General features: G+C 40.6%; 23 protein-coding genes and 1 pseudogene. 11 read left to right on the forward strand and 13 right to left on the reverse strand.

Going from position 1 to position 16,120, the window contains the following annotated elements:
* Positions 1-10 precede the first annotated feature (10 nt).
* Positions 11-838: an MBL fold metallo-hydrolase gene (locus CLFS41_RS23430; RefSeq protein ID WP_045093612.1), complete on the reverse strand. Its 828-nt coding sequence runs from the start codon at positions 836-838 to the stop codon at positions 11-13.
* 442 nt (positions 839-1,280) lie between these two features.
* Here CLFS41_RS23430 and CLFS41_RS23435 point away from each other — a divergent pair, with 442 nt between their 5' ends.
* The 10 genes from CLFS41_RS23435 to CLFS41_RS23465 all read left to right on the forward strand — a co-directional run bounded on the left by CLFS41_RS23435 (position 1,281) and on the right by CLFS41_RS23465 (position 6,858).
* Positions 1,281-1,958, forward strand: a complete 678-nt coding sequence (locus CLFS41_RS23435; RefSeq protein WP_045093613.1) for a peroxiredoxin — start codon at positions 1,281-1,283, stop codon at positions 1,956-1,958.
* Between the two features lie 213 nt (positions 1,959-2,171).
* The gene (locus CLFS41_RS29580) at positions 2,172-2,381 is read left to right on the forward strand and encodes a 4Fe-4S binding protein (protein ID WP_082082667.1); all 210 of its coding nucleotides are present in this window, start codon (positions 2,172-2,174) and stop codon (positions 2,379-2,381) included.
* Positions 2,375-3,007, forward strand: coding sequence for a 4Fe-4S binding protein (locus CLFS41_RS23440; protein ID WP_045093614.1), 633 nt, complete (start codon positions 2,375-2,377; stop codon positions 3,005-3,007). Before CLFS41_RS29580 ends, CLFS41_RS23440 begins: the two co-directional genes overlap by 7 nt.
* Positions 2,955-3,248 (forward strand): metalloregulator ArsR/SmtB family transcription factor, encoded by a 294-nt coding sequence (locus CLFS41_RS29585; protein ID WP_082082676.1) that lies wholly within the window; start codon positions 2,955-2,957, stop codon positions 3,246-3,248. Before CLFS41_RS23440 ends, CLFS41_RS29585 begins: the two co-directional genes overlap by 53 nt.
* Before the next feature lie 142 nt (positions 3,249-3,390).
* A complete protein-coding gene (locus tag CLFS41_RS23445) occupies positions 3,391-4,056 on the forward strand; it encodes a cytochrome c biogenesis protein CcdA (RefSeq protein WP_045093615.1) in 666 nt (221 codons plus the stop codon).
* A 12-nt stretch (positions 4,057-4,068) separates the two neighbouring features.
* Positions 4,069-4,656 (forward strand): TlpA disulfide reductase family protein, encoded by a 588-nt coding sequence (locus tag CLFS41_RS23450; protein WP_045093616.1) that lies wholly within the window; start codon positions 4,069-4,071, stop codon positions 4,654-4,656.
* An 83-nt stretch (positions 4,657-4,739) separates the two neighbouring features.
* Positions 4,740-5,615, forward strand: a complete 876-nt coding sequence (locus tag CLFS41_RS23455) for an NAD(P)/FAD-dependent oxidoreductase (protein ID WP_045093617.1) — start codon at positions 4,740-4,742, stop codon at positions 5,613-5,615.
* 23 nt (positions 5,616-5,638) lie between these two features.
* Positions 5,639-5,803, forward strand: a complete 165-nt coding sequence (locus CLFS41_RS30835; protein ID WP_278280165.1) for a DUF6132 family protein — start codon at positions 5,639-5,641, stop codon at positions 5,801-5,803.
* Positions 5,804-5,841: 38 nt separating this feature from the next.
* Complete coding sequence (locus CLFS41_RS23460) at positions 5,842-6,321, forward strand: permease (RefSeq protein WP_045093618.1); 480 nt, start codon at positions 5,842-5,844, stop codon at positions 6,319-6,321.
* Positions 6,322-6,858: a permease gene (locus CLFS41_RS23465; RefSeq protein ID WP_045093619.1), complete on the forward strand. Its 537-nt coding sequence runs from the start codon at positions 6,322-6,324 to the stop codon at positions 6,856-6,858. It begins immediately after the preceding gene.
* Between the two features lie 413 nt (positions 6,859-7,271).
* On the opposite strand, the gene CLFS41_RS23470 is transcribed toward CLFS41_RS23465, so the two are convergent.
* From CLFS41_RS23470 to CLFS41_RS23525, 12 genes and pseudogenes are all read right to left on the reverse strand, one after another.
* Positions 7,272-7,529, reverse strand: a complete 258-nt coding sequence (locus CLFS41_RS23470) for a hypothetical protein (protein WP_045093620.1) — start codon at positions 7,527-7,529, stop codon at positions 7,272-7,274.
* A gap of 104 nt (positions 7,530-7,633) precedes the next feature.
* Positions 7,634-8,110, reverse strand: coding sequence for a DUF134 domain-containing protein (locus CLFS41_RS23475; RefSeq protein ID WP_045093621.1), 477 nt, complete (start codon positions 8,108-8,110; stop codon positions 7,634-7,636).
* A gap of 124 nt (positions 8,111-8,234) precedes the next feature.
* Positions 8,235-8,567 carry a CGGC domain-containing protein gene (locus tag CLFS41_RS23480; protein ID WP_045093622.1) on the reverse strand — a complete coding sequence of 111 codons (333 nt, stop codon included), beginning with the start codon at positions 8,565-8,567 and terminating at the stop codon, positions 8,235-8,237.
* A 27-nt stretch (positions 8,568-8,594) separates the two neighbouring features.
* Positions 8,595-9,223 (reverse strand): annotated as a pseudogene (locus CLFS41_RS23485) (DUF1847 domain-containing protein).
* A 223-nt stretch (positions 9,224-9,446) separates the two neighbouring features.
* The gene (gene def / locus CLFS41_RS23490) at positions 9,447-9,935 is read right to left on the reverse strand and encodes a peptide deformylase (protein WP_045093623.1); all 489 of its coding nucleotides are present in this window, start codon (positions 9,933-9,935) and stop codon (positions 9,447-9,449) included.
* A gap of 71 nt (positions 9,936-10,006) precedes the next feature.
* Positions 10,007-10,342, reverse strand: a complete 336-nt coding sequence (locus CLFS41_RS23495; RefSeq protein WP_045093624.1) for a DUF5320 domain-containing protein — start codon at positions 10,340-10,342, stop codon at positions 10,007-10,009.
* Positions 10,343-10,622: 280 nt separating this feature from the next.
* Positions 10,623-11,036 (reverse strand): metal-dependent transcriptional regulator, encoded by a 414-nt coding sequence (locus CLFS41_RS23500; protein WP_045093625.1) that lies wholly within the window; start codon positions 11,034-11,036, stop codon positions 10,623-10,625.
* A 578-nt stretch (positions 11,037-11,614) separates the two neighbouring features.
* Complete coding sequence (locus CLFS41_RS23505) at positions 11,615-12,034, reverse strand: Fur family transcriptional regulator (RefSeq protein ID WP_045093626.1); 420 nt, start codon at positions 12,032-12,034, stop codon at positions 11,615-11,617.
* A gap of 33 nt (positions 12,035-12,067) precedes the next feature.
* Complete coding sequence (locus CLFS41_RS23510; RefSeq protein ID WP_045093627.1) at positions 12,068-12,916, reverse strand: metal ABC transporter permease; 849 nt, start codon at positions 12,914-12,916, stop codon at positions 12,068-12,070.
* Positions 12,909-13,688 (reverse strand): ABC transporter ATP-binding protein, encoded by a 780-nt coding sequence (locus tag CLFS41_RS23515; protein ID WP_045093628.1) that lies wholly within the window; start codon positions 13,686-13,688, stop codon positions 12,909-12,911. The genes CLFS41_RS23510 and CLFS41_RS23515 overlap by 8 nt, the downstream gene beginning before the upstream one ends.
* Positions 13,685-14,560 (reverse strand): zinc ABC transporter substrate-binding protein, encoded by an 876-nt coding sequence (locus tag CLFS41_RS23520; RefSeq protein WP_045093629.1) that lies wholly within the window; start codon positions 14,558-14,560, stop codon positions 13,685-13,687. Before CLFS41_RS23520 ends, CLFS41_RS23515 begins: the two co-directional genes overlap by 4 nt.
* Positions 14,561-14,707: 147 nt before the next feature.
* Positions 14,708-15,355 carry a Crp/Fnr family transcriptional regulator gene (locus CLFS41_RS23525; RefSeq protein WP_161797505.1) on the reverse strand — a complete coding sequence of 216 codons (648 nt, stop codon included), beginning with the start codon at positions 15,353-15,355 and terminating at the stop codon, positions 14,708-14,710.
* A gap of 96 nt (positions 15,356-15,451) precedes the next feature.
* Between CLFS41_RS23525 and CLFS41_RS23530 the strand changes: the two genes are divergently transcribed.
* Entirely contained in the window at positions 15,452-16,075 is a 624-nt protein-coding gene (locus CLFS41_RS23530) for a 4Fe-4S binding protein (protein ID WP_045093631.1), read from the forward strand.
* Positions 16,076-16,120: the final 45 nt, after the last annotated feature.

The following is a 16,120-nucleotide window of genomic DNA, read 5'->3' on the forward strand; positions in this document are numbered from 1 at the left end:
TCGATCTCCTTTATAACTCGACAGAATCACTCGCACACAAGGGAAAGCACCGATTTTTCAACGCCTGCTTCATCTCACAAATTGCGAAGATACCTGTACAATGAAGTGGGATGATTTTTTGGATATCTAAATCAATCATGTGCTGAATTGTCATTTGCAGGCGCTTGGGACTTACACTGTCCAGGTGCATTCCGGCTACCAATGTATGAATCTTTTTGTCCGGAAACAGCTTTAGGGCATAATGCAAGCAATTTACAATACCCACATGACTGCAGCCAAGAAAGACAGAAAGACCTTGCTCACCGTCACACACAAGCATTTGCTCGTCCTTCAACATATCCTTTGACTTATCTGTGCCATCTCCGCAATAAAATCCATTTGGTACTCCCTCAAAATCCACCGTACTCGGTACTTCTCCGCAAAGATGTAAGCTGGGTGCTATCTGTGTATTTTTTTTAGTCAATACAAGATTGCTTTTAATATTTTCATACTCCTCATAAGACCATGGAATGCCGATTTCACGACAGGTTTTTCCGTCTGGATTGAGGACATATTTCTTTGCAAAAGCTGTCTCATGCACATAGATCTTAGGGGAATGAGCTAATTCAGGGAAATAGACCAGCCCTCCACAATGATCGTAGTGCCCATGACTGAGCACAATGCAGTCGGCGCTGTTCAAGTCTACACCCATTAAAGCGGCGTTGCGGCAGTAAACATCCGACTGACCGGTATCAAATAAAATATTGCAATTTTCATGTTCAATAAAGAGAGATAGCCCATGCTCAGCGAGAAAATTGCGCTTTTTTGTTCTGTTATCTGTCAAGATGTGTATTTTCATATATAAAAGCTCCCTTACCATTCAAACAAGTTATGGTCTTATGCTCACAACTAATATTAACTCCATTATGGGCATATGTCAATATGCACAATAAAAAATATATAAAAAAGTAGGGTCAAAATCGTTGTAATATAAAAATTACTACAGAAGCTTCCTCCTGTAGTAATTTCCGGCTAAATTATTTTGTACTTATAATTTTATGATTTAACCGACAAAGAGCAAAAACAGAAGTGCCTTTACTTTTTTTGTCAGAGTGCACCTTGACAATTTAACATAACACTGGTTTTTAGTCGACAGATAAACGTTTTCCCAAATATCATTGTCGACAAACGTAGGGCTCTACTGTGTAACTTAGTTACAGATTTAGGAAGGTGCCTCTGATATTATAAGCGCATAACCTTTAGACAAACAATATCAAAAATACGAAAGGAGATTATGAATTATGGAAGAAATACAAGTAACCAGAATGCCCTTAATCGGAGATATTGCTCCCAGCTTTAAGGCTGTGACCACACAAGGAGAAATTAATTTTCCTGAAGATTACAAAGGAAAATGGGTCATTCTTTTCTCACATCCCGCAGATTTTACACCTGTCTGCACTACCGAATTTATGACTTTCGCATCTATGGCGGAGGAATTCAAAGCACTTAATACCGAACTCATCGGCCTTTCGGTGGATTCCCTCTATGCTCATATTGCATGGCTACGTAAGATTCAGGAATTAGAGTGGAATGGAAAGAAAAACATAGAAGTTAAGTTCCCTCTGATTGAGGATATCCGCATGGAGGTTGCTAACAAATATGGTATGATGCAGCCTGGACAGTCCAATACACAGGCGGTACGGGCGGTATTCGTGATAGATCCTACTGCCAAAATCCGCACTGTTTTGTATTATCCACTTTCCACTGGCCGTAACTTTGATGAAATTAAGCGAATTGTTCTTGCACTGCAAAAGGCTGACAGCGACAGTGTAGCAACTCCTGCTGACTGGCGTCCCGGAGACGATGTAATTGTTCCTACTGCCGGCTCCTGTGGAACTGCAAAAGAACGCATGGAAAGTAAAAATGATGATCAGTATTGTCTGGATTGGTTCATGTGTTTCCGTAAAGAAAAGAAATAGACTTATCGTTATGAACTATTAAGCAAGTAATTGTATTACTAATAAAACTTAGGCAGGTCCTATACAAAAGTTATGTATAGGACCTGTTTTTTTACAAATCAACATAAGAGCAATCCTGCTGCACAAAGAAAATATTTTTTAATTTTAAATACTTGACAAGATTCAAAAATATAAGTATATTAGCAATTACTAATATACTGAAAGGTGGTTTTTATGAAAGGTAGAAAAAAGGCACTCTTAAACTCTAAAGAATGTGTCGCATGCGGATGTTGCACAAAAAGCTGTCCTCTGAATGCGATGTCAATATACAAAGGAATGTATGCCTTGCTCGATGAAAAGAAATGTGTAGGTTGTGGAAGATGTGAAGCTGCCTGCCCTGCACAAGTCATATCTATTGTCTTAAAGGAGGCTGCCGCATGTTAAAACAAAAACGCTGGTATGACTACCTTTGGATTGCATCAGCCATTTATTTATTGCTTGGCTTTTTTAACATCTTATTTGCATGGTTGGGATTAATTTGCTTTATTATACCACTGCTCATAGCAGCCGTGAAAGGAAACAAATCCTATTGCAACAGCTACTGCGGGCGTGGTCAGCTTTTTGAGCTTCTGGGCGGCCAATTCGGTTTTTCTCTCAAAAAAGCTCCTCCCCGTTTTTTACGCACCAAATGGTTTCGATATGGATTTCTTACCTTTTTTATGGGAATGTTTTTTATGATGATCTACGCTACTTACCTTGTTTTTGCAGGTGCAACACTCCGGGAAGCTGTAACGCTTTTATGGGTATTTAAACTCCCCTGGGATTGGGTCAACACCTCTTTTGTAACTCCGTGGGCTGCACAATTTGCCTTTGGATTTTACGGCGTTATGCTTACCTCAACGGTACTGGGTCTATTAACGATGCTTCTGTTCAAACCCCGTTCTTGGTGTGTATACTGCCCAATGGGAACCATGACACAGGCAATCTGCCAAATAAAACACAGAAAGGAGATTTCAAATGGAACACAAAGCGAAACAAATTGCGGAACTTCTGAAGGTTCTTGCGAATGAATACCGGCTGCTCATTTTATGCGAACTGATCAAAGGCCCTAAAACCGTAGGCAGTCTCGGAGAAAAAATACCAAACATTACACAATCTGCTCTCTCTCAGCACCTAGCACTTTTAAAGGCTCATGGAATTCTGGATCATATAAAATCAGGACAAAATGTTACTTATTCTATTGCTGATCATAGAGTGGAGGAGATTATCTTCCTATTAGGAAAATATTACTGTGACAATCAGGAGCATTAATATCAATGGCGCCTATTATTGCTCACAGAATCTTGGAACATGAAACGATTTTACTTAAGTGGATTATGGATATATAAATCGGTCAGTTTAAATTGGTTCAAAATTTTTCTGTCTGGTTTTCAAACTATAAGGGAGGGTTGATATGCAGTATATTTTGTTATTTTTAGAAGGAGTCATCACATTTATTTCACCTTGTCTTCTGCCTATGCTACCCATATACGTGTCTTATTTTGTTGCAGATAAAGCAAATAAGAAAAAAGCTCTTACGAATTCAGTTGGATTTGTTTTAGGCTTTACTCTTGTATTTATTACTATGGGAGCTTTTGCTGGAACAGTCGGAACGTTAATACGTAATTATACGTCTATTCTTAATATTGTGACAGGTCTGATTGTAATTGTATTTGGGCTCAATTTCTTAGGAATCTTCAAAATAGGTTTTTTGAATCGGATCAGCAATAAAAATGTTAATGTGAAAAACCTTGGATTTTTTTCAGCCGTACTTTTCGGAATTGTATTTTCGATTGGATGGACACCTTGCGTAGGTGCTTTTTTAGGCTCTGCATTACTGATGGCATCACTTGGCGGTTCAATGCTACAGGGAATAAGTATGCTGCTTGCATTCTCGTTAGGATTAGGTATCCCTTTTATTGCAAGTGCTTTATTAATTGACCAACTGAAAGGTACCTTTTCATTTATTAAAAGAAATTATAAGATAATCAACATTGTGTCAGGTGGAATACTCATTGTCATCGGTATCTTGATGGCAACCGGATATATGGGCTATTTCCTTTCATTTCTAACTTTGTAGGAGGAATTCATCATGAATAAGAAATCAAAAACTATACTGTTGTTTGTAGCATTTGCTCTATTTATTGTCATAGCTGTTTTTGCATACGACACACTTAGTAAGAAAATATCACCTCAGAGCAATATTAATGTTATCCAAAATGAGGGCGAAGTAACCCAAAACAGTCAAAACGAAGAAAAAGAAAAAATAGAAGCGCCTGACTTCACGGTTTTAGATATAGATGGAACTCCCATCAAACTGTCCGATCTGTTTGGTAAGCCTATTGTGTTGAACTTCTGGGCAAGCTGGTGTTCTCCATGCAAATCTGAAATGCCTGAATTTAACGAAGTATACAAGGACCTTGGGGAAGATATAACCTTTGTGATGGTAAATCTCGTAGATGGACAGCGTGAAACAAAGGAAACAGGGACGCAATATATAACAGAACAGGGGTTTTCATTCCCTGTATACTTTGATACGGAACAGGAAGCTGCCAATGCCTATGGTATTAGATCTATACCGACAACCGTATTTATCGATAAGGACGGTTATATTGTAACAGGAGCACAGGGCACTATCGATGCAGAAACTTTGAAAAAAGGAATTGATTTAATAAAATGATATTCCTGCGTGATTCTGTCACAGAACAGTTATCATTAATATTGCTATAATTTGCACAATCAAAGAGAAAGGTGGTAATTATTATGCCAAATGTAATTATTATTGGAAATGGACCTGCAGGTATTTCTACCGCATTATATACAACAAGAGCCGGTATCAACACTATGGTCATAGGAAAAGATCATGGTGCTTTAGGGAAAGCCTCTGAAATCGAAAACTATTATGGTTTTAGTCAGCCTATATCCGGAAAAGATTTGATTACAGACGGAATGGAAGGCGCACGTCGGCTGGGTACAGAAATTATTTCGGATGAGGTAGTAGGCATCTCTTATAATAATAAATTTACTGTCATCACAAAGGAAGGCGAATATGAAGCTGACAGTATTGTCCTTGCCACAGGAACCTCTCGTACAGCTCCAAAAATCAAAGGATTAAAAGAGTACGAAGGTCATGGGGTAAGTTATTGTGCAGTATGTGACGCCTTCTTCTATCGCGGAAAAGATGTTGCTGTTTTAGGCGATGGTGAGTATGCACTGCATGAAGCTCTTGAACTATTGCCCACAGCCAACTCCGTTACCCTTCTTACAAACGGAAAACAGCCAAGCGCTATTATTCCGGATAAAATCAGGATAAATACCAGTATTATCGATTCTCTTAAAGGCAACGATGTGATAGACTCCGTTGTATTTCAAGATGGCAGCTCACTGGCAGTTTCAGGGTTATTTGTAGCGATTGGAACTGCCGGAAGCACTGATCTGGCTAAAAAATTAGGTGCTACTATAGAAAATAACAAGATATTGGCCGATGAAAATATGGCTACCGATATTCCTGGCCTTTTTGCTGCCGGAGACTGTACCGGCGGATTATTGCAGATATCCAAGGCAGTATATGAAGGTGCCAAAGCAGGAACTGAAGTAATTAAATATCTTAGAAGCCAGCGCAATAGCATGAGTGCTTAATGATAAAAGAGGAGGTATCTGCAATGATCTTGAAGATGATTATTGGTACAGTTATTGGAGGCTTCTTAGGCTATCTTTACTATAAAAAAGTAGGCTGCCCCACCGGAGCCTGCCCCATTACATCAAATCGCTATAGTTCCACGATCTATGGAGCACTGATCGGGTTCATGTTAACTAGTTCATTTTAACTATAACAAATATAATAAAAATTAGGAGGCTGCCCCATATGGATTCTTATATCTTCTATGGACTTGCCATTGTCTTATTAATTTTCTCATTTATCAAGGATAAGAAGAAGACAAAAATGGCACTTAAAAAGGCATGGAAAGCATTTGAAAATATCCTGCCTGAATTTCTTGTTGTAATATTGCTGGTGGGATTTCTGCTCGCAGTTCTTAATGCTGAAACAATTTCAAAAATAATCGGCTCCGAATCCGGTTGGGTTGGTGTTATACTCGCCGCAATTATCGGATCTGTAACATTAATTCCTGCATTTGTAGCATTTCCGACTGCGGCACTTCTTTTGGAAAATGGCGCAGGGTATATGCAGATTGCTGCTTTCGTTTCAACATTAATGATGGTCGGTATTATATCGCTGCCAGTTGAAATGAAATACCTTGGAAAGAAAATTTCTGTCCTGCGAAATGTATTGGCTTTCTTCTTTTCCTTAATCGTTGCTTTGATAATCGGAATGGTGGTGGTGTAAATGAGAGAATGGATAAAAAGGTACCGCGTTTTTATAATTGTATTTTTGGCTATGATAATACTGACATTTTTTAACCCGCAGTTAGGCTGGAAGTCCATTAGCATTACTGTCAATTCGGTGAAGGAAATGCTGCTTGTAATCCCTCCTGTCTTCGTCCTTCTTGGTCTTCTCGATGTATGGGTGCCAAGAGAAACCATGGTTAAATATATGGGAGAAGGATCTGGACTAAAGGGTGTATTATTAGCTATTTTAATTGGTTCGGCAGCTGCCGGTCCCCTTTACGGTGCATTTCCGGTTGTTGCCGTCTTTATGAAAAAGGGTGTAAAATTCATGAACATCCTAATTTTCATCGGAGCATGGTCAACTACAAAAATCCCCATGTTTCTTTTTGAGATGGCTGCCCTGGGAAATAAATTTGCTATCACAAGGCTGATTATAGATATTCCAGGAATTATCATAATAGCTTTCCTTATCTCCAAAATGATATCTAAAAAAGAAATAGAAAAACTCTATGAAAATGCTAAGAAAATTGATTAATATAAATCAAAAAAGGGCCTATCGTTACGAATGCGCACTGGAGATTAAAAACCTCCTGTGCGCACTTTTAATTTTAACATAAGAATGGTTTGCTAAGCGTTCCACTTATTGTTTTTTAAGTTTTATTACGGCAGCTTCTGCTGCCTTACGGCAAATACATCCTTTAACAGGAATGGAACTCAAAAAAACTTTCTCTGATATAGCCTGAGCACTCCCAGTGTTCAAGACAAGAGAGGCATTGTGGCAATATGGGTAACGAAAATTACAGCTACTGGTAAATACAGTGGCCGCAATTTTTTTGGGATAGTCAAGCAGTGTCATTTTTTGCAGTCCTGATATTTTCACCATTTAACCTCACAAGAATATTAAATTATACCGCTAAATTGAATTTTGCCTTTCACCATACGAATGAATTATTTCTCTTCAAAGTATCTTTCCTGCTGCAAAATTTCTTTGACTTCGCTAAGGCGTAAATCCCAATATTTTTGCAGAAGATAACCGATTTTCTCATCTTCAACTTCGGCTTCACGCAGAGCCGCAGTTGCCTTTTCAATTCCAATGATTCTTTCTTCAAAGGCAGCTTCATCTAGCCTTGTATTGTTATTTTCTCTTATACGTTCCAACAGTTCGCTACCAAATCCCGAAAGGGAATCTTTAATAGAACGTGCCATATCTATTCCACCTCTAAATTCCTATCTGCCGTTATTGCAGATTCTGTCTTTTTCTTAATTAGCATTCCGATAAACATACCAATTAAGGGAAAAGGGTACGAGTTTTATTCTTCTGTCCAACCATGCCGACGGCAGTGCCCTCGGCAGAACCTACCCTTACAGCTCTGTGCACAGGTAACTTTCTTTGAACCACAGGCAGGACACGCATACTCTCCATTTTTGATGGACTCCATGTTCTCGTAGCTCTCCATCCATTCCTTGCCGCAATCGGGACATTTTACAGGGCAAATATTCCGAGTAAAATTACCACCCTCTATACGAATGATCTTTCCATTCACCAGACTGTCAGCAACTTTTTCTCTCGCCGACAAAAGAATACGTTGAAATGTGGGGCGAGATACCTCCATCTTTTCCGCACATTCGCTCTGTTCCAGTCCTTCCAGATCTTTCAGACGGATGGCCTCCAGCTCCTCAAGTTTTAATATATTCTCCGGGATCTCGTCCACATCTTTATCCGAAGGAATAAAGTAAGGAACGATAGGTACATTCTCAATCTTTCTCCATTTGGTTGGTCTTGCCATATCCATCAACTCCGTTTCATCAAACTTGCCTATCGGCTTATACTATTATACAGGAAAAATAGGTTCTTTTAAACCGACACTGATCTTTTCGAAACGTAGATAACAGGTCCTGTATTCTTTCATTTTAATGGGTATAATCGATAATTTTAACCGATTCACCCAAATTTTTAGCAATAGCTTCTTTAATTGCTTGTGCGTGGGGACAGGGGAATCCAATGGGATTTCCTTTCGTAATACAGGACGCCAAAACGATTGTGTCTGCACCTCGCTTTACCATTTCGACAGCTCTTGTTACAGCCTTTTTGCCAGGGCAGCCGCCGCATGTAGTGAATCCAATGAGTTTGACCTCGTCCTCAACATGTTCAAACGCGCATTTCTTTTCTCGCATGACCTTAAAGTCGGTGGTGCCTGGACATATGTCCTCTGTCTGCATGCACCGGATAATTCCTGCTTTCATCGTAACCCTCCCTACATGTGATGAATCTTATTTGTGTTGATTATACAATTTGTTTTTGTAATAATTCTCCGACAAATACAGCGCACCTAACGGATTATGCGCTAAAACCCTATCTTTCACTGCAAATACAGTTACCGGTGAGTCGGAATATTTGATAAATAAGGAATCGTGCCCCACACATAATCCAGAATGACATTTAATTCTGTTTGTGCTTTATTCAGGAAAATTGCCTGTCCGATGGGATTGCACATCGGCTCATATGTACCGGGACGAACCTTTTGCTTATCATTGATTCCCAAAAACTCTTTGGGGATACTTCCGTTTTTGCATGCAATGGAGTGTATTTCAAATCCGTTATCTATCAAAATTTTACAAAATATATTTGCTTCTTTTGTCAGCCCAACACAAAAAGCCAATCCCAGTTTTTTATAGTTACACTTATTTGCAAAGTCCATAATTTCTTCAAGCCTTGTTTTGCTGCAATAACCCTCCGCTTCTGTCAGCGCAGAGAAATATGCCAGTTCTTTGTTGTCTTCATCCTGATATAGGTTCTTAACTTTTTCCTGTTCTTCCTCTCTGCAGGGGCAATTCAGCGGTGTTTTGTCAAGCTCTCCCGCCCTACAGCTTTGATTACTGCACATCGCACATGTATACATATTATCTCTTCTTCCTTTTATACAGCCGATTAATCAAAATACCTATTATTATATGCTAATCTAATTATGGGCATATGTCAACTTATTCTTTGTTTGTTCGCACTTATTGCTTGTTTTGCAGGTCTTTTCTATAAAACTTTTTTCTTCATATACATATTCAATCAGTCGGCCCTGCTCCCGATGCTTTGCCCCAAGCGCCTTGACGGCACCGGTCCATACACAATCATATAATTTCAGCCCCCCGTAAATGATTCTGATTTATAAGAGATCCAGATATCACCTTGTCTATAAACAGTATTCCATTCAGATGGTCTATCTCATGGCAAAGAGCGCGTGCCAGCATTCCCGTACCTTCTAAATCGAACGGTTTCCCATTTTCATCAAGTGCCTTCACCACTACCTTTTCAGGACGTTTTACCTTACCATAGATACCTGGAATGCTCAGGCATCCTTCCATCTCCTGCTGCTCTCCGTCAGCCTCCACGATAACAGGGTTGATTAATTTGATAAGTCCAGCTCCAATGTCTATGACGACAAGCCTCCGCAATATGCCCACCTGTGGAGCCGCCAGTCCTGCTCCGTCTGCATGATACATGGTTTCAGTCATATCTGCAAGTAAAGATTGAATCCGGCTTTTGACATTCTCAACAGCCTTTGCTTTTTTCCTTAAAATTTCATCTGTCTGATAATTCATAATGTTTCGCAATGCCATAAACATCTTCCTCCTGAAATAATATTTCATGAGAAAAAGGCAGGTGTTTCTTCCTGCCTTTCGCTCATAGGCTATTCTTCGTCTTCCTTCAAATGTGAAAGACGCTTTTTCACCTGCTGAAGCTGTTTCTCCAGAAGCTCCGCCTGATTGTTTAAAATCGCTTTTTCATCAGCAGCTTCTCCGTTTGCTCCTTCATACGCGGGGTATCCAAAACGCGTACATCCCGGTAGGCCAGTCGCATGAAACATTCTCCTGAATCCGCGTCTTCCGCCGAATCCATGTCCACAATCTCCCGCGAATCCAACCAGATTAGCATAGCCCGGTGCCGCAAAGCCTGCGCAAAAACCCGCGCCTCTTCCCACCGTTCGACCCATTCCCATCGGGCCTGTTCCGTCTCCTCTTGGCATAGTTCTCACCTCCTTTCAGATTTCATATCCTTACTTTTGTCTCCTACGATTTGCCCATTGGTAAGCAAAGTATCCACATCCGGGCAGTAGGCTTGAAATACAAAACATCCGTCTGAATCCTCGGCCTCGCCCCATACCTCGGCCAAAGCCGGTGTTCATAAATCCGGGAGTTTTGAAGCTTGCGCAAAAACCTGCGCTCTGTCCCGTCAACGGTCCCTTTCCCGCAGGACCTGTTCCGTCTCCTCTTGGCATAATTCTCACCTCCGTAAACCTTATTTTTTTATAACTCTATTCCGTACTGATATTCGGACAGTTTTTCAAGCTTCCGATCCATACAGTCCGCTGTCTCGGAACTGATTAAATGTTCCATATGGCAGGCATCCTCTGCGGCTATTTCAGCTTCCACTCCGAGAACATAATGAAGAAACCGTCTAAGCACTTCATATCTTCTTTTTATATTGGCAGCAACATTTTTTCCACTCTCGGTTAAGGTTACAACACCGTACTTTTCCTTAGTGACATACCCCTCGTCCCTGAGAACATTCATCATATTGCTCACGCTGGCTTTTGAGACGCCAAGAGCGGTTGCAATATCTATCAAACGAATGCCCCCCTCGCTCGACAGCCCCAGCATGACCTTCAAATAATTCTCTTTGGATGGAGTCATTTTTCCAGTTTGGCTGTTCCCGCTCATTTTTTTAAGAACCTCTTATCATAGCTGATCCACACTTAGGGCATTTCATTGAAGTGCAGGGCGTGCCGGTCGCATGCGCGGTTTGCTCGCCGCATTTCGGGCAAACACAATATTTTGCCTGACCCTTGCCCAATGGTCCTGTTCCATCTCTTCCGGGCATAATCATTCCCCTTTCTAAAATTATAAACGTATTGCCTCGATTGGACATCCTCATACACAAGCGCCGTGCTCAACAAAATCGTCATCGATAACTGCTTTCCCATCTTCAAGCTTGATTACATCCTCGCAGCCTATGCATTTACTTTATCTACTATCTTAGCTGCAATGAAAATCGTCTTGCATGCAACTTAAACTTTAAATAGTTATTGGCTTATGCTCATAACTATCATAACTCCATTATGGGCATATGTCAATAACTATTCTAAAAATATTTCTTTCTACAAAGTATAACCCCCCTTGCTTCAAAGTGGAGCAAGGGGGGTTATACTTAAGTAGGCTTAACAAGCGGTATTAAAGTGAACGATCTGAGCAAAGACAAGCCGGGGAGCATAACACCAATAAAACGCAGTTTCACCAACTCACCGTTTTCTTTGACATTCGGGACAATAACCATAGATATCGAGCCTATGTCCGGAAATCGAATAATGCGTCTCTTTTTTCAGGCTTTCCTCATAGCCTTTTAGCGGGCAATGTTCAATCGCAAGAATTTTCTTACACTCCAAGCATATCAAATAATGCCTGTGTCCTATCCGATTATATTCAAAAAGCGTTTTATCTTCTCCAGTAATCGTAAGCTTTGTAACCAGATTCTTTTCCGTTAAAGCCTCAAGTGTCCTGTAAACGGTGGAAAAGCTCACTCTTATGTTCTTTTTGCTTAATTGGCGAAACAAGCTGTCAGCCGTGACCGGCTGATCGCTTTGCTCCAGCATCTCAAGCACAGCGGCGCGGCATTTCGTGTTTTTCAGTCCATTTCGCTTTAAGTCATCCACAATATCCATACTCTTTGTTTTACACTCCTTTCTGTCAGTTAACTACAGTTGTTCACTTTCGGTGGAGATCTTCTTTCGTTCCAAACCTCTGCGGATAGAACGTATTATATATACTAAAAAATAGCATATGACCGACAAGATTACGATAGCGGCTCCAGATGCAATATTTATAACATAGGATATCCATAAGCCTGACATACAAAAAATCATCCCAAGTATCACCGAATAGAACATGCGCTTTTTAAGATTTGAGGTAAGCATACCTGCTGTGGCTGCAGGAGCCGTAAGAAGGGCGAGCACAAGGATAATGCCCACGACTCGAATCAACACCACAACGGTCATCGCAATCAGGACTAAAAGAAGATACTCCAGGAACATCGTTTTAATGCCCCTGATTGTAGCGAATTCCTCATCGAACAGATAAGCTTTCCAGTCGTTAAATAAAGCGATGATTACGAGCATTATAATGACCGTCAGGCTGATCATTAAATAAAGGTCGGCCTTAGTAACAGATAAAATGCTGCCAAAAAGATAAGAACTTAGGTCAGGAGGATATCCGGGCATAAGGAAAATAAAGAGAATGCCCAGAGCCATGCCGAGTGACCAGAATAAACCGATTACGACATCCGAGTGTGTACCGCCTTTTCTTTTGATCCAACCGATTCCAAGTGCTGCGCATATGGAAAACAAAAATGCACCGATGATGGGTTCAAATCCCATCAGATAGCCCAAGCCTACACCACCGTAAGAGGTGTGCGCTATACCGCCGCTCATCATGACCAGCCTTTTCTCTACAATAACCACACCAATCATGCCACAAACAATGCTTGCGAGTATGCCTGAAAGAAAGGCATTTTGTAAGAACTGATATTCAAAAATCGCATTAATCACTGCTCTTTACCTCCTCATGATCCCTAAGTACCCTATGAGGTACTCCATGGGCGATTAGGTCGACAGGACATCCGTAGAGGCTGTTTACAACCTTTTCAGTAAGTTCAGGCTCCCCATGATAAACAAGCTGTCCGTTCAGACAGGCCAAACGGTTCACCTGAGAGGATACAGCAAGCAGATCATGCGTCACAAGGATAATAGTCATACTTTTATTCAGCTCTGCAAGCAAGCTGTAAATCTGTTCGCGTGAACGTACATCCACGCTGGCGGTCGGCTCGTCCAAAAGCAAGAGCTTGGGATTTGTGGCAAGCGCCCTTGCGATGAGCATTTTTTGAAATTCCCCTCCCGACAGCTCCGATATCTGCCGGTTTGCGAGGCTTGCGATTCCAACCCTTTCAAGCAAGGAATACGCAGTATCCTTATCCTCTGAGGAATATCTGAAAAAAGGGGATAAGCCTTGTTTTAAGCGCCCTGTCAAAACAACCTCAAAAAGGCTGATAGGAAACTTTCTATTTAATAGGGCAAATTGCGGAACGTAACCGATAAATGTCCTATTCCTGTGCGTATTATCTCCGTAGATCCGGACGGCTCCGGATGAGAGGGGAACAAGACCTAAAATTGCTTTCAGCAGTGTGGATTTTCCTCCACCGTTTGGTCCTATGATTCCAAGATACTCTTTGTCGGATACATTCAGGCAAACGCCCTTGATTGCAGGTGTCTGTCCGTAATAGACAGACAGATTTTCTATGTGGACAGCGTACTCTTCGATCATTTCATCGCCTCGCTTATTGCCTCAGACATACGTTCGAGATTTGCAATATAATCATCCGATAAAGGCTCCAGCATGATTTTTTCTCCGCCGATTTCTTCTGCAAACGCATCGGGCTGCTTGCTGTCAATTTCAACTTGGGAAAAGATGACTTTGATATTCTTCTCTCTGGCAAGGTCTATCATGTCCTGTAAATGTTGCGGCGTGGCTTCTTTGCCATTTTCCTCAAGGGCATGCATCTCAAGACCATAATCATCCGCAAAATATCCATAGGCTGGATGGAATACGATGAATTTAGGATTTTGGATTCCTGAAAATGCTTCTTTGATTTCAGAATCGACGCGGTCGAGCTCTTTTAAAAATGCCTTCGCATTCTCCTGATAGGCCTTTGCATTCACGGCATCCAAATCGACCATAACTTCCGTGATTGCCTCAACCATTACCTTTGCCCTCTTGGGGGAGAGCCAGATGTGCGAGTCACGCTTTCCTGGGCTGAACTCCCTGTCGGGATAGATTTCTGCAACCTTGGCAGGCAGGTCTACGATTTTCATATTTTCCGCCTTTGGCAGTATGTTAGCTTTTTCCGTAGGTACGCCTATCGTAAAATAAACAGAAGCTCTGCTGAAATCTTCCATCTCCTGCGGTGTAGGCTCATAATTGCCTGGGCTGTTTCCAGGAGGCACAATTGTAACTACCTCCGCCAAATCCCCACACACCGCTTCTACGAGAGCCTTCTGCGGCAGTACCGTTACCGCAACAATCATTTTTTCATCTCTGACTTTCGATGTTTGCCGATTACCACAACCTGAAACAAGCAAAAGGCTGAGAGCAAGAGTCAAGCTCAATCCAGCGTACATGATCTTTTTGAATTTCATCTACTTCATCTACCTTTCAGCATTAATTGCAAATGGTTTGCATTTGCAATTTAATTATATGAGGGTTATGGGCATTTGTCAATAACCATTAAGTATTCTTCATAATGTGATTACGAAAATGATGATATGCATAATAAAAAGCAGATATTATAAAAGCTCAATTGATTTAGAGTCATATTTGATTAACCCATCTCTCCTCATTTTTGCCAGTTCTCTTGACAATGACGTACGCGGAATACCGATTTTTTCTGCCCAGGCTTTTTTAGTTATATTTAGGTGGATTTGATTTGAGTTTTGCCTTTGCCTCTCATATTCCAGATAATTCATAATACATTCCCGTATTGTTTTATTGACATAATGTTTAATCCGATCCCCGAGAATCACCGCATGGTCAGAAACAAATTCAAGATAATGTCTTAAGAAATCATGATTGTCTGAAAAAAGCTCACAAAGAAGTTCCCTATCAATTTCTAAAATGACAGCAGGCTGCTTTACAGTGATTGTCATCGGGTAATGTGGATTTTTTGAAAATAATAAATTTCCTCCTAAAATATCATCACTGTAAAACTCCGCTATCACGGTTAGGCTTCCTGATTCGTCAATGCGTTCAACGGTTACCTTACCAGATAAAATAATTTCAAGCTTTGAGCATACGTCACCTGAAAAATGAACAATGTTGTTTTTTCCATACATGTTGATTTTAAAGCTTCCATTCCTTAGATAAGCTTTTATTCTCTCGGCAGACACGGTACTTAAAAGTGTGCTTTTTTCTATCAAACCTCTATATTTATTCATGTTATAAACCTCCATAACAAGAGTTACCTTGGTAACACCTTTTTTTTTCATTTTATCTGTATAATAGAGAAATATCAAGTTAAGGAGGTATAAAGCGTGAAGTATATTCCGACGATTATTCGGGTACTATTTTTGGCATTATTCGTATTTTTTCTGATAACCGGCAAAACGATGCTATGGCTGGGGCTGTTTGCCGTAAGTCTTTTGGCTGCGTTGGTTTTCGGAAGAATTTATTGCGGATATATATGCCCCATGAACACATTGATGATCCCTACAGAATGGATTGCAAAGAAGCTTAAAATCCCAACCTTTAAAACGTCGAAGTGGTTAAGTAACGAGTATTTTGCATGGATAGCTCTTGCAGTCAGTATCGCGGCGATGCTTTTATTGAAAAAATTTCTTCACATTAATCTGCCCATTTTACCGATATGGCTGGTTATCGCGATCCTTACAACCCTTCTGTATAGGCCCGCAGTATTTCACAACTTTATTTGCCCGTTTGGGGCGCCTCAGAAGTTATTCGGACAGTTTGCGAGACGAGCAAAAAAAGTTGATAGAACCATGTGTATTGGATGTAAATTATGCGAAAAGGCTTGTCCCTCCGATGCTATAACCGTTACGGGGGATGAGAAGAAAGCCTTTATTAATCCCGCATTGTGTCATCAATGTACAAATTGTCAGGCGGTTTGTCCAAGAGAAGCCATTCATTACTCTAAATGAACATACTTTGGCTTGTTGTATTTACAATAGACTCGGAAACCAAAT

The organism is Clostridium sp. FS41 (assembly GCF_000954015.1).
Taxonomy (GTDB): Bacteria; Bacillota; Clostridia; order Lachnospirales; family Lachnospiraceae; genus Enterocloster; species Enterocloster citroniae.